The sequence below is a fragment of the Corynebacterium sp. AOP12-C2-36 genome (assembly GCF_052379185.1).
GTDB lineage: Bacteria > Actinomycetota > Actinomycetes > Mycobacteriales > Mycobacteriaceae > Corynebacterium.
In genome coordinates this window covers 193,046-216,711 of sequence record NZ_JBQSYJ010000003.1, presented here as the reverse complement: position 1 = coordinate 216,711, position 23,666 = coordinate 193,046, and the positions used below count along the sequence as shown (strand labels likewise).

Below are 23,666 nucleotides of genomic sequence, written 5' to 3'. Positions count from 1 at the left end.
CCTACCGTGTGTGCGCACACGCGAAAGCCCGGGGCCGTCGAGAGGGAACGGCCCCGGGCTTGATCCGGAGGTGCTAGCCGGAACTAGCCGAAAACTAGTCGGCTATTAGTCGGCCACGGCGCGGGTGTCGCGACCGTCGCCGAACTTGAGGTTGTCGCGGACCTCGATGGAGCGGATGTCCTGCTCGTCCTCGAGGGTGCGCAGCTTGCGCAGCGCGTTGCGGGCGTGCAGCTGCTGGCGGGTGGCCACCAGGTGCCAGCGGTTGGCCGAGAGGGTGTTGAGGCCCCAGCTGAAGGCGGCGACGAAGCGGTTGCGGAAGCCGACCATGAACATCAGGTGCACGGCGAGCCACATCAGCCAGCCGATCGGGCCGGAGATCTCGGCCTTGTCCAGCTTCACCACGGCGTTGAAGCGCGAGACGATGGCCATCGTGCCCTTGTCGAAGTACTTGAAGTCCGGACGCTCGGTGGCGCCCTGCTCCACCTCGGCGCGGATGATCGAGGCGGCGTGCTCGCCACCCTGGATGGCGACCTGGGCCAGGCCCGGGAGCTTGTCGAGGCTCATCATGTCGCCGACGATGAAGATCTCCTTGTGGTCGCCCACGGAGAGGTCCTTGTTCACCGGGACGCGGCCGGCACGGTCGGCCTCGATGCCGTCGATCTGCTCGGCGATGTGCTTGCCCAGCGGGCTGGCGGCCACACCGGCGGACCAGATCTTGCAGTACGCGGCGACCGTGGTCTCTTCCTCGGTCTTCATGTTCTTCCAGGTCACGCCGTCGCGGTCGACGTTGGTGACCAGGGAGTCGGTGACGACCTCGACGCCGAGCTTCTCCAGGGTCTGCTGGGCCTTGCGGCCGAGCTTCTTGCCGAACGGGGGCAGGACCTGGGGGCCGCCGTCGACGAGCAGGATGCGGGTCTGCTCGGTGTCGGTGCGACGGAACTCGTTGCGCAGGGTGCGGTGGGCCATCTCGGCGAGCTGGCCGGCGAGCTCCACACCGGTGGGGCCGGCGCCGACGATGACGAAGGTCAGCTGGCGGGCCTTCTCGGCGGGGTCGTCGGTGATCTCCGCGCGCTCGAAGGCGCCCGTGATGCGGGCACGCAGCTCGAGCGCGTCGTCGATGCTCTTCATGCCGGGGGCGAACTCGGCGAAGTGGTCGTTGCCGAAGTAGGACTGGCCGGCGCCGGCGGCGACGATGAGGGAGTCGTACTGCAGCACGACGTCCTTGCCGCCCAGGTCGGCGGTGATGATCTTCTCGTCGACGTTGACGTCGCGGACCTCGGCCTTGACGACGCGGGCGTTGCGCTGCTTGCGCAGGATCTGGCGGATCGTCGGGGCGATCTCGCCGGAGGACAGCACGCCGGTGGCCACCTGGTACAGCAGCGGCTGGAAGAGGTGGTGGTTGGTGCGGTCGATGATGGTGACGTCGACGTCGGCGCCGGCGAACTTCTTGGCGGCGAACAGTCCACCGAAACCTCCGCCGACAATGACGACGTGGTGACGGCCGGAGGGCCGGAAGGGTGCGGTTGTTGTCATATCAGCGAAACTCCTCGTTCTGCGGTGACCGCGCGGGCGTTCCTACGGTGTCGGCGCCGGTGGTCATCACGTGTTCTCTCTGCGTTGTGTCTTTAGCACTGCTGCGTGTTCTACAGGGGGTCGGTGGACGCCGGTGTAGTGTCGTCAGCCGACGGACCTCCCGGTCGCGTCGGACCTGAGTGCCCATACTAGTGCCTGTCCTCGACGGGATCATCACGCGGGCTGGATGCGGTGGGTCCTCTCGGCGGGCCTTTCTGTTTCGGGTGCAGCCGGGGGTGGCCGATTGCTTTTGCCTAGAATACCTAAGACCAGCGAGGACGGAGGCGGACGTGACACGACCTGTCGACGACGGCCATCGCCGTGGCGTCCGACGTGACCCCCGCGATGCCCGCGAGAACCGCGAAAACTACGTCGACGCAGACCGGTGGCCGGGGGTGGCGCGGGCGCCGGAGGCCCCGTTCCTCGGTCGTCGGGCGGTGCACCTGCAGCAGCGGCTGGAGAACCTGACCCAGGACCACGGAATCTCGCTGACCCCCGGTTCCTCCCCCCGCTTCGTGGTGGACGACGGCCTGGTTCTCGACCGGGTCGTCGACGCCGGCTGGCTGGGTCTGGCGGAGGGCTACATGGCCGGGGAGTGGACGGCCGACCCCCTGCCGGAGGTGCTGGGGGCGCTGCTGACCCAACCCCTGGAGGGCGGGCTCGGACGACGCCTGTCGCGCCGTCGGCGCCGGGTCGCCGGTCATGTGCGCGCCGGCGACCTGCCGGACGCCCTCGTCGACATCTACGCCGGGCAGTCGCGTGCCACCGGCTCGGCGTTGTTCGCCTCCGGGACGAGGACCTCGGAGGTCGACAACCCGGAGCAGGGCGGTCAGCGTCCGCCGGTGACGGTGAGCTACCTCGACGCGCCGACGGACCCGGCGGCGGTGGACCGCGCCGACCTGGATTCCGCCCAGCAGCACCGCATCGACGCCATGCTCGACGAGGCGCAGGTCGGCCCGGGGCACCGGGTGCTGGAGCTGCCGTCGTCCGGCGGTGCGCTGCCGGTGGCCGCCGCGCGGCGCGGCGCCCACGTCGACGTCCTGACGTCCGACGTGGACCACGCGGAGCGTGTGCGCGCCTTCGCCCACGAGGCGGGCGTGGGTGGTGCGGTGCGCGTCCAGACGATCCGTGGGCCGATCCCGTCGCCGCGCCAGTGGTCGGGCACCTACGACGCGGTCTTCAGCGTGGAGCGCATGGAGACCCTCGGCAACGACGGCACGATCCACTTCCTGCGCGCCGTGGAACGCATGCTCGCCGGTGACGGGATCGCCGTCGTCCAGTCGGTGGTGCGTCCGACGGACCCCGTCGACGGGGAGGACCAGGATCTCCGCCCGCCGGAGGCGAGCGTGACCGAGAGCCTGGACGTGATGCGCGCCTACGTGTGGCCGGCGTTGGAGTACCCCACGCCCACGCACGTGACGGCGCAGGCCAACCGTGCGGGACTGCGTCTCACGGCGCGCAACCGGATGGGGTCGCACTACGCCACGACGCTGGCCCTGTGGCGCTCGGCGTTCACCGCCCGCGAACGTGCGGCGGCCGCCGCCGGTTTCGACGCGGTGTACCGCAGGCTCTGGAACTACCAGCTGGCCCTGCACGAGGCACTCGCGCGGGCAGGTGCCCTGGACTGCGAACAGTTCGTGTTCCGCCGTAACTGAGTCCGCTACACGGAGTAGAGGTCGGAGTCCTTCGTCTCTGGCATCAGGCGGATGGCCACGAGGCTGATCAGCACGACCACGGCCAGGTAGATCCCGACGGCCCACGGGCCGTACGCGGTGGCCAGCGCCACGGCGATGAAGGGGGCGACGGCGGCACCGAGGATCGAGGAGACGTTGTAGGCGATCCCGGAGCCGGTGTAGCGCACGTTGGTGGGGAACATCTCGGGCAGCACGGCGGACATGGAGCCGAAGATCAGGCCCATCAGGAACATGCCGATGCCGAGGAAGATCCCGGCCTTCACCTCGCCGGAGGTCGCCGGGTCGAGGAACGCCTGGAAGGCGCAGGCGTAGAAGAGCACCAGCACGGAGACCACAGTGAGGTAGCGGCGTCGGCCCACGGTGTCGGAGAGGTAGCCGGCCAGCGGGATGCCGACGACGAAGAACATCACCGTGATCAGCTGGATGACCAGGAAGTGGTTGTAGGGGATGCCGAGGCCTTCGCCGGCCTCACGGTCGCCGATGCCGAAGGACAGGAACCAGGTGGTCACCAGGTAGAACAGCGTGTAGGTCGAGACCATCACGAAGGTGCCGAGGATCAGGGGACGCCACGCGGTGCGGAAGACCTCGACGGTGGGGACCTTGACGTCCTCGCCCTTGTCCAGGGTGTCCTGGAAGACGGGGGTCTCCTCGAGCTTGAAGCGCACGTACAGGCCGATGGCCACCATCACCGAGGACAGCAGGAACGGCACGCGCCAGCCCCAGGTCATGAATGCGCCACCGGGCTCGCCGTGGGTGTGGTCCAGGCCCAGGACGAGGATGAGGAACAGGCCGTTGGCGAGGATGAAGCCGAACGGTGCGCCGAGCTGCGGCCACATCGCGGCACGGGCCCGCTTGCCGTCCTCGGCGTTCTCCGTGGCCAGCAGGGCAGCGCCCGACCACTCGCCGCCCAGGCCCAGACCCTGGCAGAAGCGCATGAGCGCCAGCAGGGCCGGGGCCCACAGGCCGATCTGCTCGTAGGTGGGCAGCAGGCCGATGATGAAGGTGGCGACGCCCATGGTCAGCAGGGCGCCGATGAGCGTGGCCTTGCGCCCGATGCGGTCACCGAAGTGGCCGAAGAGCACCGAGCCGACGGGGCGGGCGACGAAGGCCAGCCCGAAGGTGGCCAGGGAGGCCAGCAGCCCGATGGTGGAGTTCTCGTTCTCCGGGAAGAAGAGGTGCGGGAAGACGATGATCGCCGCGGTGGCGTAGGCGTAGAAGTCGTAGAACTCGATCGTCGTCCCGATGGTGGAGGCGAAGATCACACGGCTCTTCTTGTTGCCGTTCGGCCGCGCCGACGGCGGGGCGGGGTGCTCGGTGAGTGAGGTGGTCATGGGGCGGCTGCGATTCTCTCTTCGTCATTTTCGGCGGTTATGGGACGAGGGGAAAAATTACAGGTCTCACTCAGCGAACGCAAGCGTCCGTTGTGTGAGATATGTCGGTCCGCGTCCCATTCCACGGGCGAGCCCCTAGACTGCTTTCGTATGGGAGATAACCGTGGCAGCACAGACACCGTGATCATCGTCGGCGCCGGGCTCGCCGGACTCGTCGCCGCCTACGAGGCGCAGAAGGCAGGACGGGACGTGCTCGTCCTGGACCAGGAGAACCGGGCGAACCTCGGCGGGCAGGCCTACTGGTCGCTCGGCGGGCTGTTCTACGTCGGCAGCCCCGAGCAACGGCTCATGGGCGTCCACGACTCCGAGGAGCTGGCCTGGCGGGACTGGGAGAACTCCGCGGACTACGACCCCGCCGAAAACGACCGCTGGCCCCGGGAGTGGGGACGCGCCTACGTGCACTTCGCCGCCACCCAGAAGCGCGACTACCTGCGCGACCTCGGCCTCAACGTCCTGCCCACGGTCGGCTGGGCCGAACGTGGCAGCGGCGACGCCTCCGGGCACGGCAACTCCGTGCCACGCTTCCACCTCACCTGGGGAACCGGACCCGAGGTCGTCCGGGTGTTCCGCGAACCGCTGCTGGAGGCCGAGCGCGCCGGGCGGGTGCGTTTCGCCTTCCGTCACCGGGTCGACGAACTCATCGTGGAGGACGACGCGGTGGTGGGGGTGCGCGGCAGCGTGCTGGCCCCCTGCGACGAGCTCGGACGCGGCGTCGCCTCGCCGCGCGAGGTGGTCGACACCTTCGAGCACCGTGGTGCGGCCGTGGCGGTGACCTCCGGCGGTATCGGCGGCAACCTCGACCTGGTGCGCCGCTCATGGCCCACCGAACGGTGGGGCGGGTGCCCGGAGGACATGGTCACCGGTGTGCCCGCGCACGTCGACGGACGGATGATCGGCATCTCCACGCAGGCGGGTGCGGCCACGGTGAACACCGACCGTATGTGGCACTACACCGAGGGCATGGCGAACTGGGACCCGGTGTGGCCCGGCCACGGCATCCGCATCATCCCGGGGCCGAGTTCACTGTGGTTCGACGCGACCGGGAAGCGCCTTCCGACCAACATCTTCCCCGGCTCGGACAACCTGGCATCCCTGGAACACATCGGACGCACCGGCCACGGCTACAGCTGGTTCGTGCTGGACCAGACGATCGCGGACAAGGAGTTCATCTTCTCCGGCTCCGAGCAGAACCCGGACCTCACGGACAAGTCCTTGCGGAAGCTGGCCGGCAAGGTCGGCCCCGGCACACACGTGGCGGTGCGCAACTTCATGGACCACGGTGAGGACTGGGTCATCGCCGACGACCTGGAGACCCTCGTGCAGGGCATGAACGAGCTCACCGGTGCAGATGCTCCGGTCGTGGATGCGGACGTCCTGCGCCGTCAGATCGAGGACCGCGACAGTCAGCTCGACAACAAGTTCTCCAAGGACGCGCAGGTCAACTACATCGGCACGGCACGGAAGTTCCTCGGTGACAAGATCGTGCGAGCGGCCAAGCCGCACCGGATCCTCGACCCGGACAACGGACCGCTGATCGCGGTGCGGCTGCGCATCGTGACGCGCAAGACGTTGGGCGGGATCGAGACCGACCTCTCGGGACGCTGCCTGCGTGCCGACGGCTCGGTGCTGCCGGGCCTGTACGCCGCCGGCGAGGTCGCCGGGTTCGGCGGAGGCGGCATGCACGGCAAGAACGCCCTGGAGGGGACGTTCCTGGGCGGCTGCATCCACAGCGGCAAGCGCGTGGGTGAGGCGCTGGGCCAGGGGGCCTAGAAGCTCGAGAAGCTCGAGAAGCTCGAGAAGCTCGAGAAGCTTAGGAGGCCTCTCCGCCGGTGGGGGTGCCGGACGGGGTGATGACGGGGAAGTCGGACCAGGGGAAGTCGATCCACTGGTCGGTCTTCTTCCACACGTAGTCCGGCTTGATGATCGAGCGCGACTTCTCGTAGATCACCGCGGTGCGGGCCTCGGCGACGGTCTCGGCACAGAACTCCTGGACCAGTTCCAGGGTCTTGCCGGAGTCGGCGACGTCGTCGGCGATGAGCACCTTCATGCCGGACAGGTCCACGGCCTCGGGCGTCGGCGGGAGCATCACCGGCTGGTCGAGGGTCTCACCGACCCCGGTGTAGAACTCCACGTTGATCACGGAGACGTTCTTGATCCCCATCGCGTAGCCCAGGGCACCGCCGATGAGCAGCCCGCCGCGGGCGATGGAGAGGATCAGGTCGGGCTTGTAGTCGTCCACGACCGTCTGCGCCAGGTCCTTGATCGCGGTGCCGAAGAGGTCGTAGGTGAGAATCTCGCGTTCGTCGCTCATGGCTCCACATCGTATCGTGTGGAGCCCGCGGAGGTGACAGCCTAGTCCCGGTTACGCGGCTCGGCGACGGTCTCGGTGGTGGGGCCGTCCTCACCGTCGGACGTCCACCCGTCCGACCACTGGCCGGCACCGTAGTCGTAGCCGACGTCGTTCCCGTCCTCGTCGGTGCGTCGGTACCAGTTGGTGACCTTCGCGGAGGTGGAGTCGAAGTGGGCGCCGGCACCGGCGCCGTCCTCGGTGCGGGCGACGGAGAATTCGAAGTCGTCCCCGTGCTCCTGCATGCCCTTGTACACCGCATTCTGGATGGCGGACTTCGCGTAGTCGCGCCGGATGGCGGCCGGGTCGGTCATCAGGTCCTTCACGAACGCGACGGCCAGCCCGATCAGCACCACGGAGAACGGTATGGCGATGAGGATCGTCAGGTTCTGCAGTCCGGTCAGCGCCGTCTCCCCACCGGTGAGCAGCATCACCACCGCGATACCCATCATGCACAGGCCCCAGAACACCACGACGAGCTTGTTCGGCGAGGGGTTGCCGCGCTCGGACAGGGTGCCCATGATCAGCGAGGCGGAGTCCGCCGAGGTGATGAAGAACACGGCGAGCACGAAGATGATGATGAACGGGGTCAGCCAGCTCAACGGCAGGTTGTCGAAGACGGCGAACAGGAGCTGCTCGGCCGAGGAGTCGCCGTCCACGCCCTCGCGTCCCTCCTGGAAGAAGGTGATTGCCGTGCCGCCGAAGATGGTGAAGGCCAGGATCAGGATGAAGGTCGGGGCCAGGGTGGTCACCAGCGCGAACTCGCGGATGGTGCGGCCGCGGGAGATGCGCGCGATGAACAGGCCGACGAAGGGGGTCCAGGCGATCCACCACGCCCAGTAGAAGGCGGTCCACATCGACTGGAACTCCAGGGTGTCCTCACCCCAGGACAGCGAGCGTCCCATCATGTCGAGCATGTTGTCGGCGTAGGCCATGATGCCCGAGGGCACCAGGTTCAGCAGGAACAGCGTGGGTCCCAGGAGGAACACGAACAGCACCAGGCCCAGCGTCAGGGAGATGTTGAGGTTCGACAGGTACCGGATGCCTCGGCTCACCCCGGACACCGCGCTGATGATGAAGCACAGGGTCAGGAAGGCGATGATCATGATCAGCACCGTGTTGGTGATCTCCGAGGCGCCGGAGACGATCTGGACGCCCTGGCTGATCTGCAGCGCAGACAGGCCCAGGGTGGCCGCGGTGCCGAACAGGGTGGCGATGATCGCCATCATGTCGACCAGGCGTCCGGCCAGGCCGGCCGTCTGGCGCTCGCCGAACAGGGAGCGGAACGCGGAGCTGAACAGCGAGACCCGGCCGCGCCGGTAGGAGCTGTAGGCCAGCGCGCCGCCGACCATCGCGTAGAGGCCCCAGATGGCCAGGCCCCAGTGGAAGTGGGTCTGTGCCAGGCCGCGGTGGATGGCCTCGGGGGTCTCCGCGTCGACGGTGTGCGGCGGCGGGTCCATGTAGTAGGTCAGCGGCTCGGAGGGGCCGAAGAAGAAGATGCCCACGCCGAGACCGGCGCCGAACATCATGGCCACCCAGGCGAAGCGGGAGAACTCCGGCTTCTCGTCGTCGGTGCCGAGCTTGATCTGCCCGAAGCGCGAGAACGCCAGGTAGATCATCAGCACCACCGCGGAGACCATCACCACGTTGAGCAGCCAGCCCATGTTCCTGATGGCCCAGGAGAACATGGTCGAGGAGACGTCGGAGACCGACGACGGGCTCGACACACCCCAGACGATGAAGGAGACGATGAGCGCCGCGGTGACGAAGAAGACCGTCTTGTCGAGGCCGAAGCGGTTACGTTGGTCGTCGACGCTGATGCCCGGCACGAGGCCGGGGTGCATGTCGTCCGGGTAGCGTCCCGCCTCCGGGGAGGCGGGGGACGTAGGTTCCGGGGAATCCGGCACGGAGTCATTCCGTTCTCCGCCTGGCTGCGGACGTGTCGGGAGGACACTGTCAGCATTACCGGACGGGGTAGATGTCAGTTCGACGCATCATGTTACGGGATCGGCCCCCGTCAGCCCATTGTGCAGCTCTTCCGGACGGTCACCGCACGAGGACGCCGATCAGCGTCTCGTTGGCGTCCGGGTCGCCGTCCGGCGTCGGTTCGGTGAGGTACTGCTCCCAGGACGTGCCGGTGGGGGTGAGCCCCTGCGACCGTGCCCAGCAGATCACCTCGTCGAAGGCGCCGGCGAGCAGGTCGTAGTTGCCGCGGACCAGCAACGTGACCGTGCGCGTGGCGGGCAGGGTCTCTGCCGTCACTGCCGCGTCCCGCGCGCCGGGGAAGGCGGCGTCGAGCGGGACGGCGACGGAGATGTCGACGCTTGCGCCGGGGAGCGTCCCGGGGACGCCGTGGGTGACGGCCATCGGGGCGTCCGAAACGACGACGCCCGCGGCGTCCAACGCGGTGAAGATCGGCGGGAAGGAGCGGTCGTAGAACGTGGCCAACTCCTCGACGGCGACGGTGTCGCGGACGACGGCGAGATGGCGGGCGGGCAGGTCGACGAGCTCAGGTTCCGGCATGGGAATCCTCCTTGTGGGTGTCAATCTACCTGCTCGGCCCGCCGCACCGCACGGGGTCGGCGTCTGGCCAGCCACGCGGACAGCAGGACGACACCGATGCCGACGACCGCGCCGATCGCCGTCTCGGCGACCCGCGCGCCCAGCAACGTCGACACCGGCTGCGGGTGGGCGAGGAAGACCATCAGCAGGGCCAGCGGGGTGATGAACACCAAGGCCAGGGAGTAGTTGCGCAGCACGAACATCTCGGCCAGGAACTGCATCACCACCACCCACACGAGGATCTGCCAGGGCTCGCTGGGGAAGGACAGCAGAAACGCCGCGACCCCGACACCCAGGACCGTACCGGTGATGCGGTGCAGCCCACGCTCCACCTGCTGACGGTGTCCGGGCGTCGACAACGGCACCACCGCGGCCACCTGCGCCCAGTACGGGGAGGGGATGCCCGTGGCCGTGGCCACCGACCCGCCGAGCAGTGCGGCGAGACCGTACTTCGAGAACTGACGGACCATCGCGGCGCGCGAGTAACTCGGCGGCGCGTGCACCACCGCGTCCGCATTCGCCTCGCCCGCCCAGCGGGACAACGCGCTGAGCAGCACGCACCAGGACGCCGCGGACCCGGCGATGAGCAGCGCGCCCCACACCGGTGCGGTCACCGGTGCCGAGGCCACTGCCGTGGTGGCGAAGACCGTGAACACCGCGCCGGACGGTTTGAGGTCGAGGACCATGATCACCGTCGCCGTCACCGCGGCCACCAGCGTGCCCGCCAGGACGGTGACGACCGCGTGGGTGGTGTCCGTCAACGACTGCGAGGCCTGGGCGATCAACGCGCCGAGTCCCACGCACACCGTGAGCATCGCGCCGATGCCCGACTGCTGGCGCACCCGGGTGCGGGTGGGCATGTAGCGACCGTAGATCGAGGTGAACGCGCCGAAGGAGGCGAACAGCGACCATTCGAGCCGGTCGACCAGCAGGAGCAGCACGAGCGGCACCGCCAGTGACACGGCGATACGCACCGCCGGAGCCAGGTCCCTGTTGCCCGGCGCGACGGTGAGCATGCTGCGCGCGGCCTCCCGGAGGTGGGAGGTGCCACGGTGTTTCTCGGAAGCTGCGTTTATGTCAGGCACTGTTCGATCATAGGTCCACCGGTGACAGGCGCTCGCCGGTGGTGACGCTCAGGCGCCCTGCCAGACGGTGTCGAAGGGCGTGTTCGCGGTGACGCGGTGCTCGATGCCGCGGGTGACGAGATCCTTGGAACGCTGGACGGCCTCGACGATCTCGGTGCCCTTGGCCAGCTCCGCGGTCAGCGCGGCGGCGACCGTGCAACCGGCGCCGGAGACACGCTGCTCACCGATCTTCGGGGCGGAGAACCGGGTGATCTCGTGGCCGTCCCACAGGACGTCCACGGCCTCGTCGCCGGGCAGCTCGACGCCGCCCTTGGCCAGGACGTAGGGGACGTGCTCACCGATGCGCCGGGCGGCCTCCTCGAGCTCCTCGACGGTGGTGATGCTGTCCATCCCGGACAGGGTCTGGGACTCGAAGACGTTCGGGGTCACCACGGTGGCCAGCGGCAGGATCTTCTCCCGCAGCGCATTGTCGGTGTCCAGTGCCGCGCCGGGTTCCTGACCCTTGCAGATCAGCACGGGGTCGACGACGAGGTTGCGCCAGGAGCGCTCGGAGAGCTTCCCGGCGACGGTGTCGATGGTCTGCGGCGTGCCGAGCATGCCGACCTTGGCGGTGTCCATCGACTCCACCGGGTGGGTGGCCAGTGCCGCCTCGAACTGTTCGGCGATGATCTGCGGGTCGACCGGGTGGAAACGGTGGCCCCAGTTGTTCGCCGGGTCGAAGGCGACGATGCAGCTCAGGGCGCCGACGCCGTAGACGCCGAGCTGCTGGAAGGTCTTGAGGTCGACCTGGATGCCTGCACCGCCGGTGGCCTCGGAGCCGGCGATGACGAATGCGATGGGAGGTGTGTTCATGTACACAATGGTAAGGGCTGGTTTGGATCCCGTGCGCATGAGTCCTCGGTATCCCGGTGGGGCGTGGGGGCCGCCTGAACGCTACGACACCTCCAGCGGGCCGCCGGGGCTGTCGAGGAACTCTCGGAGGTAGGGCAGTCGGAAAGCCACCGTGCCCCAGGCCGGTGAGTGGATGATGTCCCTGTCGATCAGGGCGGCCCGCACCCTGGACAGTGAGGTCACCGGTTTGCGCAGTTCCTCGGCCAGGTCGTGGATCCTGACGCGGTCTGGGTGCTCGGGGTCGGTGGCACGGTCCATGACGGTGGCCATCGCGTGGAGGAAATCCAGTTGGGCGTGGGGGAGTGTGGCGAGTTCGGGTTGGTGCACCTGGTTGCCCAGCACCGGGATCGCCAGGCCGACGGCCTCCTCCACGGCGCCGGTGGAGACCGTGCCCGTCCCCTCGGCGAGGGAGATCCGCCAGGCCAGTGAGCCGATGAGCTGCAGCAGGTAGGGGTAGCCGAACGCCGACCGGGCGGCGTGGCGGGCGGACTCGGGGGAGAAGACGACGTCCGTCGGCTCCGCGGTGCGCTGCAGCAGGTCGACCGCGTCGTCCTGCTGCAGCGGGGCGAGCTGGTAGCGCTGACTGCGGCGAAGGAAGGTGGTGCCCGGGGCGTTGAGCAGCGACTGGATGCCGGCGGTGAGCCCGGCTCCGATGAAACTGACGGCGATGTCGTCGCGCACCAGGTCCTGGACGGCGGTGACGAGGACGCCGATGTCGTCGGCGTCGGCGGCCTGGACCTCGTCCATGGTGATCAGGATCCCGGAGCGGTGCGCACCGGTGAACTCCGCGAGGCGGCGGAGCTGGGACGCCAGGGACGGGGTGACGGGTTCGGCGTCCTCCTGCTCGGTGCGCAGGGACCCGATGCCGGCGATGGACGCGCCGCTGATGCGCCTGCCCGGGCGGCCGTTCAGGGAGTTGATCGCCTCGGGGATGGCGGTGTCGATCAGTTCGCCGAGCATGTTCTTGTTGCTGGAGGTGCGCAGCAGCACCCACCCGTTGGTGCGGGCGATGTCCTCGAGCTCGTTGATCAGCGCGGTCTTGCCGATGCCGCGGGCGCCGTTGATCAACAGCATGCGGCCCGGGCTGCCGGCGTCGGTCTCGATGGCGTGGCGGTAGGCGTCGAGGATGGTCCCGCGCCCACTCCACACGGTGGGGGACTCGCCGAAGCCGGGGCGGAAGGGGTTCGCCGGGGAGGTCATGCCGGACAGTCTACGGGAAGTGGCTGGATAGAGTGGATAAAACGGATAGAAGCCCGACATGGATAAAATGGATAAGGCTCAGCGATTCGAGCAGCTCGACTACTTCACGCCGTGGATAGCGGAGAAGGGATCCCACCCAGGATCCCGGTGGACGGCCAACTCGATGTTCTCCGCGATCCGATCTGCGTCTTCATGGCCTGCCAGTTCCGATATCAGTGCGTGGGCCATGTCCATCCCCGCGGCAACTCCGGACGACGTCCATATCGGTGTCCCGTTCCCCTCATCGACGACCCACCGTGCCTGCGGGACCCAGGCCACCTGATCGCTCTGGGAGGTGACCCAGTCCCACGCCTTCTTGTTCGATGTCGCCCGACAGCCGTCGAGTACCCCGGCAGCAGCAAGCAAGGCGGAACCGGTGCACACCGAGGTGATGACCGTGGCGCGGTGGCAAATCTCTGCGAGGACGGTCAAGAACTCGCGGTCGCCGGCCAGCCGACGGCTGCCGTTCCCACCGGGAACCAGGACGATGTCGGGGCCGCCCGGGCGGTCCCGGACGTCGGTGTACCCGGTCTGGGCGGTGACTTCCGCACCCTGGGCGCTTCCCACCGGTTGCCCGGTCCGCGGCCCTGCGTACTCCACCGTCCAGCCCGGGGCGTGGCTGAAAAGCTCAATTGGGCCGAAGACGTCCAGCACCTCGAAGCCCTCGTAGAGGATCACTGTCACGGTCCTCTTCTGCGCGGTGTCGGCCGGGCTCACCATATCGGGATCACCCCAACTCCAGGAGTGACACGCAGCTCCGATTCGGCTATGGCGAGATCGTTGATGCTGGCTTCGCGCCGACGCATCAGTCCGTTGGAGTCGAACTCCCACAGTTCATTGCCGTAGGACCGCCACCACTGACCGTGGGTGTCGTGCCACTCGTACTGGAAGCGAACGGCGATTCTGTCCTCGTCGAACGCCCACAGGTTTTTCCTCAGCCGGTAGTCGAGTTCGCGCTCCCATTTCTCGGTGAGGAACCGGATGACCTCCTCGCGTCCGGTGACGTGGTTCTCACGGTTCCGCCATTCGGTGTCCGTCGTGTACGCCCGGGCAACCCGTTCCGGGTCTCGGGTGTTCCACGCATCTTCGGCCGCCTGAACCTTCGCGAGTGCCGTCTGTCGTGTGAACGGCGGGCGCGGCGGCCGGCTTGGTTGAGTAGCTCCAGGGGTTTCTCTCGTCATGTGGTTGACGCTATTGCGTGGACTTCCCGGCACGTGAGTGGCATAAATGCCACATGTCGAACATTTCACGCCATCGAGGTGCTGAGGCTCCCCACAAAGTGATGATCCTGGCGTTCCCCGAGGTCGTCGCCTTCGACCTGGCGACCGCATCCCAGATATTCGGCTTCCGTGGCGAGGACGAGTACGAAGCACTCGTGGTGGGGACGACTTCCACGGAGGTTCTTACCTCTACCGGGTTCACGATCGGTGGGGTCAGCCGACCGGAGGAGATCCTGCATGCGGACACCGTGGTTGTCCCGGGCTTCAACAGGTCTCTGAACCCGGCTGACCGGCCGACCCGAAACGCCCTTTCACTATTGCGTCAGGCACATGCTCATGGTGCGAGGGTCGTCTCGATCTGCACCGGCGCTTTCGCGCTGGCTGCGGCGGGGCTCCTGGACGGCCGCACGGCGACGACCCACTGGAAGGAGGCGGACGAACTCCAGCGCAGGTACAGCGACGTCCACGTAGACCCTGGGGTCCTCTACATCGACCACGGAGACGTCGCCACCAGCGCAGGGGTCGCGGCAGGCATCGACCTGTGCCTGCATTTGGTACGCCGCGACATGGGGGAGCAGGTCGCCACCCGGATCGCTCGACGAATGGTGGTGGCCCCGCAGAGGATCGGCGGCCAGGCACAATTCATCGACCGTCCCTCGCCGGAACCGCGGGGCGGTATCGCGTCCGTGGCGCAATGGATGACCGCACACCTCGGCGAACCACTGTCGACCTCGGATTGTGCGGCACGCGCGGGAATGTCCGTGCGGCACTTCCAGCGTCGGTTCACCGCGGAGGTCGGGGTACCGCCCGCCGAGTGGCTCACCCGGCAGCGGGTTGCGGAGGTGCGTCGGCTGCTTGAGGTCAGTGACCTGACGATCGGGGCCATCGCACACCGGACCGGAATGGGGACAGCGACGAGCCTGCGCCGGCACATTCTGCGTGAGTTGGGGGTCACTCCCACCGCCTACCGGCAGAGTTTCGGTCAAACCCACCACCCACCGGACTACTGCCGGTAGTCCGCCAGGAAGTTGCCCATGCGTTCCATCGCCGTGGCCAGCACCTGCTCCTCGGGCAGGAGCACGATGCGCAGGTGGTCCGGCGTCGGCCAGTTGAAGCCGGTGCCGTGGACGAGCAGGATGTGCTCGCGCTCCAGCAGGTCCATGACGAGTTTCTCGTCGTCCCGGATCTCGTGGACGTCGGGGTCCAGGCGGGGGAAGGCGTACAGCGCACCGCGCGGTGTCACACAGCTCACCCCGTCCATGGAGTTCAGGGCGTGTTCGACTACGTCGCGTTGCCGGGTGAGTCGACCCTCGGGCCCGGTGAGCGTACCGATCGAATGGTCGCCCTCGCCGGTCAGGGCGGCGACGATGGCGTGCTGGCCGGGCACGTTGGCGCACAGTCTGGTGGAGGCCATGAGGTCCAGGCCGTGCAGGAAGTCGGCGGCGTGCTCCTTCGGCCCGGTGACGACCATCCAGCCGGCGCGGTACCCGGCCAGCCGGCTGCTCTTCGACAGTCCGGAGTAGCTTAACGTCAGCACGTCCGGCGCGACCGCCGCCAGGTGGGTGTGGGCGGTGCCGTCGTAGGTGATGGCGTCGTAGATCTCGTCGACCAGCAGGGTCAGGGAGTGCTTCCGGGCGAGCTCGGCGATTCCCTCCAGGATGTGCGGCGGGTACACCGCACCGGTCGGGTTGTTCGGGTTGATGACCACGATGGCGGTGGTGCGCGCGGTGATCCGGGCCTCCATGTCTGCCAGGTCGGGGTTCCACCCGTCGTCCTCGGCGCAGCGGTAGTGCACGGGTGTGCCGCCGGCGAGGGTGACCATGGCCGTCCACAACGGGTAGTCGGGGGCGGGGATGAGGATCTCGTCGCCGTTGTCGACCAGCGCCTGGCAGGTCATGGTGATCAGTTCGCTGACCCCGTTGCCGAGGTACACGTCTTCGCGGCGCAGTTCCGGGAAGCCGGGGATCTCGGCGTAGTGACCGGTCACGGCGTCGAGCGCGGCAGGCATGCCGTGGGAGTCGGAGTATCCGTGGGAGGTCGGCAGGGCGCGCGCCATCTCCTCGGTGATGTGCGGCGGGGCGGTGAAACCGAAGGGCTGCGGATTGCCGATGTTGAGTTTCAGCACGTCCACCCCGGCGCGTTCCATCTCCGCGGCGCGGGCGGCGACGGGACCGCGGATCTCGTAGAGGACGTTGCGGAGTTTCGAGGACTGCCGGACGCTACGGCGTGGGTGCCCGGTTCCGGTCGGTATCACTGGTGCGTACTGTGCGGTAGCGCTACTATTCACTGTCATGGCCCAGAGTAGCAGTGCGCAGAGTAGCAGTGCCCAGTTGGTGACGGAACTACGCCGCTGGATCGACGGTCGCGCGCCCGGCACACGACTGCCCGCCACCCGCACCCTCGTCCGTGACCACGAGGTGGGGCCGGGGACCGTGCAGGCCGCCCTGCGCGTCCTGGCCGCCGAAGGGACGGTGGAGACCCGCCCCGGCGTCGGCACCTTCGTCACCGAGGGGGCGGGCGTCAGACGCCTGCGCCCCGCGGACTACTCTTGGCAGGCCGGGGCGCTGGGCGCGGCGAACCCGGCCACCGCCACCGGCGACGGCCCGCTGCGTCCCACCCCGGACGACGCCGTCAGCCTGCACAACGGCTACCCGGACCGCCGGCTGCTCCCCGAGAAGCTCGTGCGCCAGGCGCTGGTCTGCGCCGCCCGTGGCGAGTACGCCGTCACCGCCGCCCCGCGTTCCGGGCTGCCCGGGCTGCGCGCCTGGTTCGCCCACGAACTGGGACGTCACACCCCACCGGGCACCGCCCCGGCCGCCGCGGCGGACGTCACCGTGCTGCCCGGCACGCAGAGCGGCCTAGCCGCGATCTTCCGCGCCGTCGCCGCCCCCGGCGACCCGGTGGTCATCGAGTCGCCGACCTACTGGGGCGCGATCCTCGCCGCCGGGGAGTCCGGCGTGCGGCTCGTGCCCACCGGCGGCGGGCAGGACGGCCCGGACCCCGTCGAGCTCGACCGCATCCTCACCCGCACCGGCGCGCGGGCCTTCTACGCCCAGCCGCGCTACGCCAACCCCACCGGCGTGACCTGGTCACAGGCCACCCGGCGCGGGGTCATCGAGGTGCTGGCCCGCCACGGTGCCTTCCTCATCGAGGACGACTGGGCCCACGACTTCGGCATGACCGACCTCCCCGAACTGCCGCCGTTGGCCGCGCTCGACGACGCCGGACGGGTGATCTACCTGCGCTCGTTGACCAAGAGTGTCTCGCCCACGCTGCGGGTCGGCGCGGTGATCGCCCGCGGCCCGGTGGGCGGGCGTATCCGCGCCAACGTCGCGGCGTCCACCATGTACGTCAGCCCGGTGCTGCAGGCCGCGGCGTTGGACGTGGTCGGCCAGCCGGCGTGGCGAACCCACCAGCGCTCCCTTCGCGCCCGGTTGCGCTCGCGGCGTGACCTGCTGGTCGACGCGGTGCGAACCCACCTGCCGGAGGCGGTGCTCACCCGGGTGCCCGCCGGTGGGCTGAACCTGTGGGTTTGCCTGCCCGACGGCACGGACCTGCACCGTCTCGTGGTGGAATGCGAACGAGCCGGGGTGCTCGTCGCCTCCGGTGACGGACTGTTCCCGGCCGAACCCGCCGGCCAGTTCGTGCGGCTCAACTTCGCCGGGCCCGACCCGGCACGCTTCGACCCGGCGGTCAGGACGATCGCGGAGGTGCTGCCGCGCTGTCGCTGAATTGCGCGCTGAGCCCTTCCAGCAGGACGGCGACGCCGTCGTCGTCCGCGGCGGCGGTGACCTCGTCGGCGGCGGCGCGCACGTCCGGCCCGGCGTTGGCCACGGCCACGCCGCGTCCGGCCCACCGCAGCATGGGGATGTCGTTGAGGCCGTCGCCGACGGCGAGGACCTCCCCGGGTTCCACGCCCAGGTGCGAGCACAGCCGGGCCAGGCCGGTGGCCTTGGACACCCCGGCGGCCATGAGTTCCACGAACGGGGCGCCGGACATCGTGAGCTCCACCCCCGTGTCCTCGGCCCGCACAGCCAGCAGTGCGCTGACCTTGTCGAACAGGACGTCCACCGGGACGTCCGGGTCGCGGAAGACGAGTTTCACCGCCGGTGCGTCCACCAGGTCATCGACGGTGGCGCGTTCCATCGACGCCGGGTCGCGGCTGTGGTCGGTGGCAGAGGCGAGGGCTGCGTAGTCGTCCTCGGCGATGAACCGGGCTCCGCACTCGCGCACGGCGGCGAAGCAGGCGCGCGGGAACCCCGCACGCACCGTGGCCACCACCCGACGCAGCGCGTCCGGCGTGGCCGCCGTGGCGAACAGGGGTTCTGCGCTCCGGTCGTCGGAGGTGCCCAGGTGGACGGCGTAGGCGCCGTTGCCGCACACGGCCCACCAGTCGAAACCGGTGCGCGCGTTCACCGCGCGCACGCCGACGACGTTGCGGGCGGTCACCGGCACGACCGTGATCCCGGCCCGACGCGCCGAGCGCAGCGCGGCGACGGTGCGGTCGCTGACCGTCCGGTCACCGCGCAGCAGCGTGTGGTCCAGGTCGGTGGCGACCAGACGGATCACCGGACGCTCACTCAGGCGCCTCACCGGGGACGAGGGTGCCGAGCTCGCCGCCGTCCTGGTCGAGCACGGTGAGCGAGTCACCGTGCAGCTCCACGGTGCTGACCCCGAGCAGCCACTGCGACCAGCCGTCCCCGCAGGCCATCATCGTGGTGGGGAAGGGGGCGACGCTCGCGCCGCCGGTCTCGCCGCCGGTCTCGCCATCGCTCTCGTAGGTGCTGCGGATGCCGTTGCAGGCGTCGCTGCCGGTCACCCCGCCCTCACCGTCGAAGGTGAGGTAGCCGTTGCCGTCGGGGTCGACCCACGTTCCTGTCAGGGACGAGTCAGGATCTGGGGCAGTCACTGTGGTGGCCTCCGTGCTCGGTGTGGTGGTGGAAGACGCGCCGCCCCCGTCGGTGTCGCCGCCGCAGGCGGAGAGGCCCACGGCGAGGACGGCGGCGCCGAGCGTCGCGACGAGGGCGGAACTGCGGCGGCGGTGCATCAGATCTCCGGGCGCAGGGCGCCGAGGACCCCGCCGTCCTCGTCGTGGACGACGAGCAGCGCACCGTAGTGGTGGACGCTGGCGGCGCCCTGCAGCCAGTCGCTCGTGGGCCCGGGGCACGCCATCAGCGTGGAGGCGAACGGCTCGACCTCGGCGACGTTGCCGTCGACGGTGTAGGACGAGGCGACGCCGTTGCACCCGTCGGTGCCGGAGATCCGGCCGTCGTCGAAGGTGAGTTCCGCGGCACCGGTGGGGTCGACGTCGACCCAGGTGCCGGAGAACGGGGCGTCGGGGAGAGAGGACTGCACCGGCTCGGCGGTGGCCGCCGGGGCACCGGCGAAGCCGACGAGGGCAGCTGTGGTCGCGGCGGTCATGGCGCCGGTCAGGATCTTTCGCGTGAGGGTCATTGGGATCCACTCCTCGGTGGGTCTCGGGGAGATGTACAGAGTTGTACAGGTTCTTACCGGACTCAATCGTCCGGCTCGGCGGCCATGTTAACTGCCCGAGGCCCCGGTGACGTCAGCGAGGGCGTCGTCGCGCAGGAAGTCGCCGGCCATCTCCACGGCGGGGCCGGAGGAGTCCGCGCCCTCGATGAACACGCAGAAGGCGATGTCGCCGACGGTGCCCACGAACCAGCCGTGGGCGTCACCCTCGCCGACCTCGGCGGTGCCGGTCTTGCCGCCGAGACCGTCGATGTCACTCAGCGACGACGCCGTTCCCGAGGTCACCGCCTCGCGCATCATCGAACGCAGGGAGTCGACGACCCCGGAGTCCAGCGGCTCCGGCTCGGCGCCCGTCTCCCCGTCCTCCCCGTCGGCGGTCGTCGCGGTGGTCTCCTCACCCTGGATCACCGAGGGGGTCACCATCGACCCGCCGTTGGCGACCGAGGCCTCCATCAGCGCCAGCCCGAACGGCGAGGACAGCACCTCACCCTGCCCGATCGCGGCCTCCACGCGTGCCGCACCGGGCTCGGTGACCGGCACGGACCCGGTCATGCTGGTCATGCCCGGGGCGTCGAAGTCCACGCCGAGGCCGAGCTGCATCGCCGTGTCCTTCATGTCGGAGGGCTCCAGGTCACGCGAGATCAACGCCTGGGTGGTGTTGCAGGACTCGGCGAAGGCGGTGTGCATGGGCACCGTGCCCAGGTCGAAGTCCTGGTCGTTGGGGATGACCCGGCCGTCGACCTCGACCTCGGCGGGGCACTCCACCTCGTCGTCGGGGCCTACGGTGCCCCGGCCCAGCGCGGCGGCGGTGGTCACCGTCTTGAACGTCGACCCGGGCGGGAACTGCCCGGTCATCGCCGGGGTGCCCTGCCCGTCGGCGGCGCTGTTCTGCGCGGAGGCCAGCAGCCCGCCGGTCGACGGGTCGATCGCCACGATCGAGGCGGCCCGGTCCTCACCGTCCATGGCGCGTTGTGCGGCGGCCTGGATGCCCATGTCCATCGTGGTGCGCACCGGCTCGGACTCCGCGGGCGCTTCCTGGCCCAGCACCTCGCCCTCGAGCCCCTGCTCCTCGTCGGCGGTGGTGGTCAGCGTCCAACCGGCGGTGTCGTCGAGACGCTGCTCCCAGTAGGCGCGCAGGTCTCCGTCGACCGGGGAGGACGTCCCGGAGGACGACAGCAGCCGGCCCTCCTCCCGGGACTCGACCCCGGGGACCGCGCCGAGGGCGTCGGCGACGTCCCCGGCGTCCTCCGGACGCAGCGAGAACAGCGTGGTCGCCTCCTCGCCGGCCTCGGTGATCTGCGTGGCGACGGAGTCGGTGTCCAGGTCGTCGATCGCCGGACGCGCCGCGTCGGCAATGGCGGACGCCTGCTCCTGCGGCTCCATCTCCTCGGTGGCCGCGGCAGTGAACACGGTCACCGTGGTCCACGACATCTGCGCGTCATTGCGCGCGTCGAGGACGGGCAGGTCGAAGGCGCGGTCGTCGGAGTAGGACACGGAGGTCTGCGGTGTCAGCGCGGAGTCGAGGATCTTCGGGTCCCACACCACCGGGTCGTTGCCGCCGTCGGTGGTGCCCAGCGAACCCTGCGAGGTGACCTCGTCGCCGGAGGGCACGGTCCACGTCGCGGTGGTCGCGCTGTCGTCGAGTTCGAGGTGGAGTGTCGTCTCGCCGATGTTTCCCTCGAGTTCGGTGAGGTACTGCTCCGCGGCCTCGGGGTCGTCGGTGTGCTCGGCGGCGCCGGCCCAGTCGCCGGCGTTGACCAGGTCGACGAACTCGTCGGTCGGCGAGTCGCTCCACGGCACCGAACACCCGGCCAGGACCAGGGCGCTGGCGGTGAGGCTCGCACCCAGGCTGGCCCTGACGGTGCGGATCGCCGTGACGGACGTGGGACGGTGGGCAGGCTTCGTCATAGCGCCAATGGTAGAGGCAGCCGCCGGGTATCGTGAACCGCGTGAGTGAATACGCAGACGTCAGCGCCGTCACCCGGACCGGCGAGAACCAGTGGAGCGCCGACATCGACGCGGGGTGGACGATCCTCGGCAACCCGAACGGCGGGTACCTGCAGACCGTCATGGCCCGCGTCGCCGTCGCGGTGGCGTCCGGGCGGGACGCCCACCCGCACGTCGTCGCGGCGTCCTCCCATTTCCTGCGCTCTCCGCGCCCCGGCGCGGTGGAGCTGACCGCCGAGCTGCTGCGCGCCGGACGCACGACCACGCAGGTGCGCGTGCGGATGAGCCAGCAGGGCGAGATCACCGGGGAGTCGCTGTTCACCCTCGGGGCGTTGGGGGACGCCGCGGTCGACTGGGCCACCGACGACCTCCCCGACCCGGGCGCGGGATTCGACGACTGCACGCGGTACGTCCCGCCGCGCGAGCAGTTCCCGGTGGAGATCCTCCACCACGCCGGGCTGTACCTGCACCCGGGGCAGAGCGCGTTCACCGAGGTCATCGCCGACTCCGCACCCCGTGGTCTCGGCGAGGTGCGGGCCTGGGTGGAGTTGCCGGACGGGGAGGACTTCACCCCGGAGTCGCTGCTGCTGGCCGCGGACATCCTGCCGCCGGCGACGTTCGACGTGCGCCCGGGCGGCTGGGTGCCGACCATCGAACTGTCCACCTACGTGCGGGCGACGCCGGTGCCCGGCCCGGTGAACGTGCTGCTCAAGGCGAACCTGGTCCAGGGGGACCGGGTCGACGAGTCCGCCACGGTGTGGGACGCCGACGGCAATCTCGTGGCCCAGTCCCACCAGTTCGCCGGCATCCGGTTCAGTTAAGAATGAGAAGGAGGCTTGCGCGATGAAGTACACCCACGGACATGGACCGGCCGTGCTGGCCAACCACCTGACCCGCACCGCGCAGGATTCGTTGGCGTTCGTCCTGCCGCACCTGCACCGTGACTCCCGCGTGCTGGACGTGGGCTGCGGTCCCGGATCGATCACCCTCGACGTTGCCGCCATTGTCGCCGGACTCGGCGGGTCGGCGTCGCAGGTCACCGGTGTGGAGAACACCGACGAGCCCCTGCGCGCGGCCCGTGGGCTGGCCGAGGAGCGCGGCATCGGCGCGCAGTTCGCGCTCGGCGACGCCCATGCGTTGCCCGTCGCCGACGGTTCCTTCGACGTGGTCATCGCCCACCAGGTACTGCAACATGTGGCCGATCCGGTCGCCGTGCTGCGCGAACTCGTGCGCGTCGCCGCCCCGGGCGGGGTCGTCGCGGTGCGCGACGCCGACTACGCCGGCATGTTCTTCCACCCGCAGCCCGAGGGGCTGGTCGGGTGGCAGCGCGACTACCGTCGCCGAGCCCGTGCCAACGGCGGGGAGCCGGACGCCGGACGCCTGCTGCCCGCCTGGGCCCGGCAGGCCGGCCTCGGCCCCGGGCAGCTGGGTTTCACCACCTCGACGTGGACCTACACCCACGGCGCGGGGGCGTCGTGGCTGGCGGACAGCTGGATCCGCCGGACCCAGGCGGCTGAGTCTGCTGAGGCAGCACAGGTGCAGGACGCCGCGGGGATCTGCGCCGGCTGGCGTTCCTGGGCGGCGGACGAGGCGGCGGTCTTCGTGATGCCGCACGGGGAGTTGTTGATCCGGGTGTGACCTGATGGAAGACTGGGCGCATGAGTAACCAGCAGCCCTACCGTCCTGACCAGAACCGTGGCTACGGTCAGCAGAACCAGCCGACGCGGCAGTACTCGCCCCAGCAGCCGCAGCAGGGGCAGGGCTACCATCAGCAGTACCAGCCCCAGCAGCCTCCCCGGCAGCAGCCGGAGAACCTGTTGGCCGGACGCTTCGACACGAAGAAGGTCGTCATCAACCTGGTGATCCTCGGCGTGCTGTGCGCGGTGATCTCCTTCGCGATCCTGCTGGTCGTCGACCTCATCGTCTCGGCGATCACCGGGTGGGCGGCCCAGGGCCCCGGCGCGGCGGTGGTCTACGGGCTGATCGCCGGCATCGTCGGCGTCCTCGCCGGACTGCTGTACATCCCGGTGGTGGGCACGGGCAACGAGAACCTCTTCGGTGCGGCGATCCTGGCCCTGGCCATCGCCGCCGGGGTGGTCTACGTGCTGCTCGGCGGCCTGCTGGACGGCGACTGGAACACGCTCCTCACCCTCGGCGCGATCCTGTGCACGGCGGGTACCGCCTACGTCGCACCGGCGCGTATCGAGTCGGCACGTGTGAGGTGACCG

General features: G+C 69.5%; 22 protein-coding genes. 7 read left to right on the top strand and 15 right to left on the bottom strand.

What is annotated here, in order from left to right; genetic code table 11:
• Positions 1 to 105 precede the first annotated feature (105 nt).
• Complete coding sequence (locus ACT3UN_RS03830) at positions 106 to 1,533, bottom strand: NAD(P)/FAD-dependent oxidoreductase (protein ID WP_441582028.1); 1,428 nt, start codon at positions 1,531 to 1,533, stop codon at positions 106 to 108.
• A gap of 329 nt (positions 1,534 to 1,862) precedes the next feature.
• Here ACT3UN_RS03830 and ACT3UN_RS03825 point away from each other — a divergent pair, with 329 nt between their 5' ends.
• Positions 1,863 to 3,227 (top strand): class I SAM-dependent methyltransferase, encoded by a 1,365-nt coding sequence (locus tag ACT3UN_RS03825; protein WP_441579176.1) that lies wholly within the window; start codon positions 1,863 to 1,865, stop codon positions 3,225 to 3,227.
• A gap of 5 nt (positions 3,228 to 3,232) precedes the next feature.
• Here ACT3UN_RS03825 and ACT3UN_RS03820 read toward each other — a convergent pair whose 3' ends face one another.
• The gene (locus ACT3UN_RS03820) at positions 3,233 to 4,597 is read right to left on the bottom strand and encodes an MFS transporter (protein WP_441582029.1); all 1,365 of its coding nucleotides are present in this window, start codon (positions 4,595 to 4,597) and stop codon (positions 3,233 to 3,235) included.
• 150 nt (positions 4,598 to 4,747) lie between these two features.
• On the opposite strand from ACT3UN_RS03820, the gene ACT3UN_RS03815 reads away from it, so the two are divergent.
• The gene (locus tag ACT3UN_RS03815; protein ID WP_301442253.1) at positions 4,748 to 6,427 is read left to right on the top strand and encodes an FAD-binding dehydrogenase; all 1,680 of its coding nucleotides are present in this window, start codon (positions 4,748 to 4,750) and stop codon (positions 6,425 to 6,427) included.
• A 40-nt stretch (positions 6,428 to 6,467) separates the two neighbouring features.
• Here ACT3UN_RS03815 and ACT3UN_RS03810 read toward each other — a convergent pair whose 3' ends face one another.
• The 8 genes from ACT3UN_RS03810 to ACT3UN_RS03775 all read right to left on the bottom strand — a co-directional run bounded on the left by ACT3UN_RS03810 (position 6,468) and on the right by ACT3UN_RS03775 (position 13,962).
• Entirely contained in the window at positions 6,468 to 6,968 is a 501-nt protein-coding gene (locus ACT3UN_RS03810) for a phosphoribosyltransferase (RefSeq protein WP_301442252.1), read from the bottom strand.
• 41 nt (positions 6,969 to 7,009) lie between these two features.
• Entirely contained in the window at positions 7,010 to 8,848 is a 1,839-nt protein-coding gene (locus tag ACT3UN_RS03805; RefSeq protein WP_444656425.1) for a BCCT family transporter, read from the bottom strand.
• A gap of 202 nt (positions 8,849 to 9,050) precedes the next feature.
• On the bottom strand, positions 9,051 to 9,527 hold the full coding sequence (locus tag ACT3UN_RS03800) for a GyrI-like domain-containing protein (RefSeq protein ID WP_301442251.1): 477 nt from the start codon (positions 9,525 to 9,527) through the stop codon (positions 9,051 to 9,053).
• Between the two features lie 20 nt (positions 9,528 to 9,547).
• Positions 9,548 to 10,651 carry an FUSC family protein gene (locus ACT3UN_RS03795; protein ID WP_444656347.1) on the bottom strand — a complete coding sequence of 368 codons (1,104 nt, stop codon included), beginning with the start codon at positions 10,649 to 10,651 and terminating at the stop codon, positions 9,548 to 9,550.
• 48 nt (positions 10,652 to 10,699) lie between these two features.
• Positions 10,700 to 11,503 carry a hydroxymethylpyrimidine/phosphomethylpyrimidine kinase gene (locus ACT3UN_RS03790; RefSeq protein ID WP_301442249.1) on the bottom strand — a complete coding sequence of 268 codons (804 nt, stop codon included), beginning with the start codon at positions 11,501 to 11,503 and terminating at the stop codon, positions 10,700 to 10,702.
• Positions 11,504 to 11,584: 81 nt separating this feature from the next.
• Entirely contained in the window at positions 11,585 to 12,742 is a 1,158-nt protein-coding gene (locus tag ACT3UN_RS03785) for an AAA family ATPase (RefSeq protein ID WP_444656345.1), read from the bottom strand.
• Positions 12,743 to 12,841: 99 nt separating this feature from the next.
• Complete coding sequence (locus tag ACT3UN_RS03780; protein WP_444656343.1) at positions 12,842 to 13,498, bottom strand: DJ-1/PfpI family protein; 657 nt, start codon at positions 13,496 to 13,498, stop codon at positions 12,842 to 12,844.
• Complete coding sequence (locus ACT3UN_RS03775) at positions 13,495 to 13,962, bottom strand: nuclear transport factor 2 family protein (RefSeq protein WP_301442246.1); 468 nt, start codon at positions 13,960 to 13,962, stop codon at positions 13,495 to 13,497. Before ACT3UN_RS03775 ends, ACT3UN_RS03780 begins: the two co-directional genes overlap by 4 nt.
• 53 nt (positions 13,963 to 14,015) lie before the next feature.
• Between ACT3UN_RS03775 and ACT3UN_RS03770 the strand changes: the two genes are divergently transcribed.
• Entirely contained in the window at positions 14,016 to 15,017 is a 1,002-nt protein-coding gene (locus ACT3UN_RS03770; RefSeq protein ID WP_301442245.1) for a GlxA family transcriptional regulator, read from the top strand.
• Here the strand turns inward: ACT3UN_RS03770 and ACT3UN_RS03765 are convergent.
• Complete coding sequence (locus ACT3UN_RS03765) at positions 15,005 to 16,255, bottom strand: pyridoxal phosphate-dependent aminotransferase (RefSeq protein WP_301442244.1); 1,251 nt, start codon at positions 16,253 to 16,255, stop codon at positions 15,005 to 15,007. The genes ACT3UN_RS03770 and ACT3UN_RS03765 overlap by 13 nt on opposite strands.
• A 37-nt stretch (positions 16,256 to 16,292) precedes the next feature.
• On the opposite strand from ACT3UN_RS03765, the gene ACT3UN_RS03760 reads away from it, so the two are divergent.
• Positions 16,293 to 17,732, top strand: a complete 1,440-nt coding sequence (locus ACT3UN_RS03760; protein ID WP_444656341.1) for an aminotransferase-like domain-containing protein — start codon at positions 16,293 to 16,295, stop codon at positions 17,730 to 17,732.
• Here ACT3UN_RS03760 and ACT3UN_RS03755 read toward each other — a convergent pair.
• From ACT3UN_RS03755 to ACT3UN_RS03740, 4 genes are all read right to left on the bottom strand, one after another.
• Positions 17,695 to 18,594 (bottom strand): HAD family hydrolase, encoded by a 900-nt coding sequence (locus tag ACT3UN_RS03755; protein ID WP_301442242.1) that lies wholly within the window; start codon positions 18,592 to 18,594, stop codon positions 17,695 to 17,697. The genes ACT3UN_RS03760 and ACT3UN_RS03755 overlap by 38 nt on opposite strands.
• Complete coding sequence (locus ACT3UN_RS03750; RefSeq protein WP_441579180.1) at positions 18,578 to 19,048, bottom strand: META domain-containing protein; 471 nt, start codon at positions 19,046 to 19,048, stop codon at positions 18,578 to 18,580. The genes ACT3UN_RS03755 and ACT3UN_RS03750 overlap by 17 nt, the downstream gene beginning before the upstream one ends.
• Positions 19,048 to 19,455: an META domain-containing protein gene (locus ACT3UN_RS03745; protein ID WP_301442240.1), complete on the bottom strand. Its 408-nt coding sequence runs from the start codon at positions 19,453 to 19,455 to the stop codon at positions 19,048 to 19,050. The genes ACT3UN_RS03750 and ACT3UN_RS03745 overlap by 1 nt, the downstream gene beginning before the upstream one ends.
• 87 nt (positions 19,456 to 19,542) lie before the next feature.
• Positions 19,543 to 21,399 (bottom strand): penicillin-binding transpeptidase domain-containing protein, encoded by a 1,857-nt coding sequence (locus tag ACT3UN_RS03740; protein ID WP_301442239.1) that lies wholly within the window; start codon positions 21,397 to 21,399, stop codon positions 19,543 to 19,545.
• Positions 21,400 to 21,440: 41 nt separating this feature from the next.
• Here ACT3UN_RS03740 and ACT3UN_RS03735 point away from each other — a divergent pair, with 41 nt between their 5' ends.
• The 3 genes from ACT3UN_RS03735 to ACT3UN_RS03725 are packed head-to-tail and all read left to right on the top strand — an operon-like array spanning position 21,441 to position 23,663.
• Complete coding sequence (locus tag ACT3UN_RS03735; protein ID WP_301442238.1) at positions 21,441 to 22,259, top strand: thioesterase family protein; 819 nt, start codon at positions 21,441 to 21,443, stop codon at positions 22,257 to 22,259.
• A gap of 22 nt (positions 22,260 to 22,281) precedes the next feature.
• Positions 22,282 to 23,076: a class I SAM-dependent methyltransferase gene (locus ACT3UN_RS03730; protein ID WP_301442237.1), complete on the top strand. Its 795-nt coding sequence runs from the start codon at positions 22,282 to 22,284 to the stop codon at positions 23,074 to 23,076.
• A gap of 20 nt (positions 23,077 to 23,096) precedes the next feature.
• A complete protein-coding gene (locus ACT3UN_RS03725) occupies positions 23,097 to 23,663 on the top strand; it encodes a hypothetical protein (protein WP_444656339.1) in 567 nt (188 codons plus the stop codon).
• The last annotated feature ends 3 nt before the right edge of the window (positions 23,664 to 23,666 follow it).

Bases quoted from the DNA above. Each gene is read 5' to 3' on its own strand.
- ACT3UN_RS03740 (WP_301442239.1), bottom strand. From the start codon at position 21,399: ATGACGAAGCCTGCCCACCGTCCCACGTCCGTCACGGCGATCCGCACC.
- ACT3UN_RS03810 (WP_301442252.1), bottom strand. From the start codon at position 6,968: ATGAGCGACGAACGCGAGATTCTCACCTACGACCTCTTCGGCACCGCG.
- ACT3UN_RS03730 (WP_301442237.1), top strand. From the start codon at position 22,282: ATGAAGTACACCCACGGACATGGACCGGCCGTGCTGGCCAACCACCTG.
- ACT3UN_RS03725 (WP_444656339.1), top strand. From the start codon at position 23,097: ATGAGTAACCAGCAGCCCTACCGTCCTGACCAGAACCGTGGCTACGGT.
- ACT3UN_RS03785 (WP_444656345.1), bottom strand. From the start codon at position 12,742: ATGACCTCCCCGGCGAACCCCTTCCGCCCCGGCTTCGGCGAGTCCCCC.
- ACT3UN_RS03760 (WP_444656341.1), top strand. From the start codon at position 16,293: ATGGCCCAGAGTAGCAGTGCGCAGAGTAGCAGTGCCCAGTTGGTGACG.
- ACT3UN_RS03805 (WP_444656425.1), bottom strand. From the start codon at position 8,848: ATGCACCCCGGCCTCGTGCCGGGCATCAGCGTCGACGACCAACGTAAC.
- ACT3UN_RS03790 (WP_301442249.1), bottom strand. From the start codon at position 11,503: ATGAACACACCTCCCATCGCATTCGTCATCGCCGGCTCCGAGGCCACC.
- ACT3UN_RS03800 (WP_301442251.1), bottom strand. From the start codon at position 9,527: ATGCCGGAACCTGAGCTCGTCGACCTGCCCGCCCGCCATCTCGCCGTC.
- ACT3UN_RS03820 (WP_441582029.1), bottom strand. From the start codon at position 4,597: ATGACCACCTCACTCACCGAGCACCCCGCCCCGCCGTCGGCGCGGCCG.
- ACT3UN_RS03775 (WP_301442246.1), bottom strand. From the start codon at position 13,962: ATGACGAGAGAAACCCCTGGAGCTACTCAACCAAGCCGGCCGCCGCGC.
- ACT3UN_RS03770 (WP_301442245.1), top strand. From the start codon at position 14,016: ATGTCGAACATTTCACGCCATCGAGGTGCTGAGGCTCCCCACAAAGTG.
- ACT3UN_RS03815 (WP_301442253.1), top strand. From the start codon at position 4,748: ATGGGAGATAACCGTGGCAGCACAGACACCGTGATCATCGTCGGCGCC.
- ACT3UN_RS03750 (WP_441579180.1), bottom strand. From the start codon at position 19,048: ATGCACCGCCGCCGCAGTTCCGCCCTCGTCGCGACGCTCGGCGCCGCC.
- ACT3UN_RS03745 (WP_301442240.1), bottom strand. From the start codon at position 19,455: ATGACCCTCACGCGAAAGATCCTGACCGGCGCCATGACCGCCGCGACC.
- ACT3UN_RS03830 (WP_441582028.1), bottom strand. From the start codon at position 1,533: ATGACAACAACCGCACCCTTCCGGCCCTCCGGCCGTCACCACGTCGTC.